This is a genomic window from Novosphingobium sp. 11B (assembly GCF_054589055.1).
The window spans coordinates 1-3,401 of record NZ_BAAILP010000246.1; the positions used below are offsets into that span (position 1 = coordinate 1).

Consider the following 3,401-nt stretch of genomic DNA (forward strand, 5'->3'; position numbering starts at 1 on the left):
ACTTGATCCGGGACCGCTGGCCGTGAGCGGCCCACATCGCGTTCGAACGCCCCGACGCAAGGCCTCACCTAAAGACAGCCAGCGGTCCCGGATCAAGTCCGGGACGACGAAATCTTGCCCAAACCGCAAGCCACGGGCAGAACGCCCGCCATGAGTGCCGACTGGACCAGCGCGATCGACCGCGCCCGCGCCCATGCGCCGTTCCTTGCGAACGCGCTCGATCGCCTGCCCGCCGTGACGGAATTGCTGCAGGCCAGCGATGGTCAGGCCGCCCTCGCGCTGGCCCGCAAGGCAGGGGAGGGCGTCGCCGACACCGCCTCCGCCTTGCGCCGGGAGAAGCAGGCGCTCGGCCTCGCTCTCGCCATCGGCGACCTTGCGGGTGCCTTCCCGCTGCTGGAGGTGACGGGTGCCCTCTCCGCCTTCGCCGACCGGGCGCTCGACACTGCGATCGTCGCCGGAATCCGCCGCCGCGTGCCCGACTACGACCCCGCCGAGCCGAAAGGCTTCTTCGCCCTGGCGCTCGGCAAGCACGGCGCCGGAGAACTGAACTACAGCTCCGACATCGATCCGATCCTGCTGTTCGACCCGAAACTCCTGCCCCGCCGCGAGCGCGACGAGCCCGGCGAGGCCGCCCAGCGCATCGCCCGCGCGGTCGTCGAGATCCTCTCGCACGTCGGACACGAAGGCTACGTCTTCCGTGTCGACCTGCGCCTGCGTCCGGCCTCCGAAGTCAGCCCGCTGGCGATCCCGGTCGAAGGCGCGCTGAGCCATTACGAATCCTCCGCCCTGACCTGGGAACGCGCCGCCTTCATCCGTGCCCGGTCCTGCGCCGGGGACGTCGCGGCGGGCGAGGCGTTCCTCGCCGCGATCCGCCCCTTCGTCTGGCGCCGCAGCCTCGACTTCGGCGCCATCGCCGAGATCGGCCGCCTGACCGCGCAGATTCGCGCCAGCACGCGCGGCTCCCCGCAAGTCGGCCCCGGCTTCGACCTCAAGAAAGGCCGCGGCGGCATCCGCGAGATCGAGTTCTACGCCCAGACTCACCAGCTGATCCACGGCGGCCGTCACCCCGCGCTGCGCCTGCGCGGCACCCGCGCGACGCTCGACGCGCTGGCCGAGGCGGGGCTGGTCCCGGCCGAGGAAGCGCGCCTGCTCGGCGAGCACTACGACCGTCTGCGCACGATCGAGCATCGCCTGCAGATGCAGCACGACCAGCAGACCCACAGCCTGCCGAAAACCGCCGAGGGCATCGAGGCCGTCGCCCGGCTCGACGGCATGGCGAGCGGTCAGGCCCTGCTCGACGAACTCACCGCCATTACCGAGGCGGTGGGCGAGCGCTACGACACGCTGATCATGGCGAATACGCCCACCGGCGCGGTCGCGGTGCCCGACCAGTCGACCATGCCCGAGGACCTCGAAGCACTGGGCTTCGCCGATCCCGCAGGCGTCGCCCAGCGCATCGAGGGCTGGCTCGGCGGCAAGGTCCGCGCCCTGCGTTCCGATGCCGCGCGGGCGGCGTTCGTCGCGATCGCCCCGGACCTCCTCGCCGCGCTTGCCGCCGCGCCCGAACCCGATCGCGCGCTCGCCCGGTGGGAGCAGTTGCTCGGCAACCTGCCGAGCGCGATCAACCTGTTCAACCTGCTGCAGGCCCGCCCGGCGCTGATCGAGATGCTGGCGCGTATTCTCGGCCTTGCCCCGCCGCTGGCCGATGCCCTCGCCCGCCGCGCCGACCTGCTCGACCCGCTGATCGACGCCAGCGCCTTCGACCTGCCCGGCAGCGTTGCGGAACTGGTCGCCGAACTGACGCGGTTCGAGGCGGGCGACGACTACGAACGCAAGCTCGACGCGGTGCGGCGTAAGGTCGGCGAGCTGCGCTTCAAGCTGGGCGTCCAGCTGATCGAGGGCGCCAACGATCCCGTCGCGATCGGCCACGCCCTCGCCCGCATCGCCGAGGCCGCGCTGGTCGTCCTGACCGATGCCACCGCCGAGGAATTCGAGGGCACCCATGGGCATATCGCGCAGAGCGAGATGCTGATCCTCGGCCTCGGCCGCATGGGCGGCGGAGTGCTGACGCACGCCTCGGACCTCGACCTTGTATACTTGTTCAGCGGTGACTTCCGCCGCGAGTCGGACGGCCGCCGCCCGCTGGGCGCCACGCATTATTACAACCGCCTGTCGCAGCGGGCGATCTCGGCGCTGTCGGTGGCGACCGCGCAAGGCGCATTGTTCGAGGTCGATACCCGCCTGCGGCCCTCCGGCGAGCAGGGGCCACCCGCAGCCAGCCTCGAAAGCTTCGAAACCTACCAGCGCGAGCAGGCGTGGACGTGGGAGCACATGGCGTTGTGCCGCGCCCGCCCGCTCTACGGCTCGCCCGAAGGCCGCGCGGCGCTGGCCGCAGTCGTGCACGCCGTCCTCACCGCCCCGCGCGAGGCCGAAAAGCTGCGCGCCGACGTGCTGGAAATGCGCGAGAAGATGGCCCGCCACAAGCCGCCGGGCGGCCCGCTCGACGTCAAGCTGATGCGCGGCGGGCTGGTCGATCTGGAGTTCATCGTCCACTTCATCCAGCTGCGCGAACGCGGACCCGGCCTCGATCCCGATCTCGGCGAGGCGGTGCGCGGACTGGCCGCAGCGGGACTCGTCGATGCCCCGCTGGTCGAGGCGCACGACGCGCTTACCCGCCTGCTCGTAGCCGGACGGCTGCTGGCGCCCGATGCGCAAGTGCCCGGCCCTGCTGCGCGCTTGGCACTCGTGCGCGCATGCGGCTATGGGGACTGGGAAGCGCTCGAAACGGGCCTCGCAACGGCGCGCCGCCACATCGCGGACGCCTGGCGCGCGGCCTTCGACGAAACCCTGGAGATAGACGCATGACCCGCCCGCACATCGGCGACCCGTTCCCCGACATTGCCCTTGAAACGCCGGAAGGCGGCAGCGTGAAGGCCTCCGACTTCACCGGTCGCAAGCTGGTCGTGTTCTTCTACCCCAAGGACGCGACCCCCGGCTGCACCACCGAAAACATCGAGTTTTCCGCGCTGCAGGGCGAGTTCGAAGCGGCAAACACCGCCCTTCTCGGCGTCAGCAAGGACTCGGCGAAGAAGCACCAGAACTTCATCGCCAAGCACGACCTCAAGGCCCCGCTCGCGACCGATGCGGAGGAGAACGGTCTCTCCGACGCGCTCGGCATCTGGACCGAAAAGCAGAACTATGGCCGCACCTACATGGGCATGGTCCGCACCACATACCTGATCGGAGCGGACGGCAGGATCGCGCAAGTCTGGGACAAGGTGAAGGTCAAGGACCACGCCGCCAAAGTGCTGGAAGCCGCAAAGGCGCTATAACTCACTCTTCGTCATTGCGAGCGCAGCGAAGCAATCCAGAGCAGCCTCAAGCCGCCCTGGATTGCTTCG

General features: G+C 70.0%; 2 protein-coding genes. Both read left to right on the forward strand.

Translation table 11 applies throughout. From position 1 onward, the window contains the following. Window positions 1-150: 150 nt before the first annotated feature. Complete coding sequence (locus ACYPYD_RS21880; protein WP_459665488.1) at window positions 151-2,865, forward strand: bifunctional [glutamine synthetase] adenylyltransferase/[glutamine synthetase]-adenylyl-L-tyrosine phosphorylase; 2,715 nt, start codon at window positions 151-153, stop codon at window positions 2,863-2,865. Beyond that, window positions 2,862-3,332 carry a peroxiredoxin gene (locus ACYPYD_RS21885; RefSeq protein WP_459665489.1) on the forward strand — a complete coding sequence of 157 codons (471 nt, stop codon included), beginning with the start codon at window positions 2,862-2,864 and terminating at the stop codon, window positions 3,330-3,332. Before ACYPYD_RS21880 ends, ACYPYD_RS21885 begins: the two co-directional genes overlap by 4 nt. Window positions 3,333-3,401: the final 69 nt, after the last annotated feature.

Excerpts from the sequence above, each read along its gene's own strand:
- ACYPYD_RS21880 (WP_459665488.1), top strand. The coding sequence starts at position 151 with ATGAGTGCCGACTGGACCAGCGCGATCGACCGCGCCCGCGCCCATGCG.
- ACYPYD_RS21885 (WP_459665489.1), top strand. The coding sequence starts at position 2,862 with ATGACCCGCCCGCACATCGGCGACCCGTTCCCCGACATTGCCCTTGAA.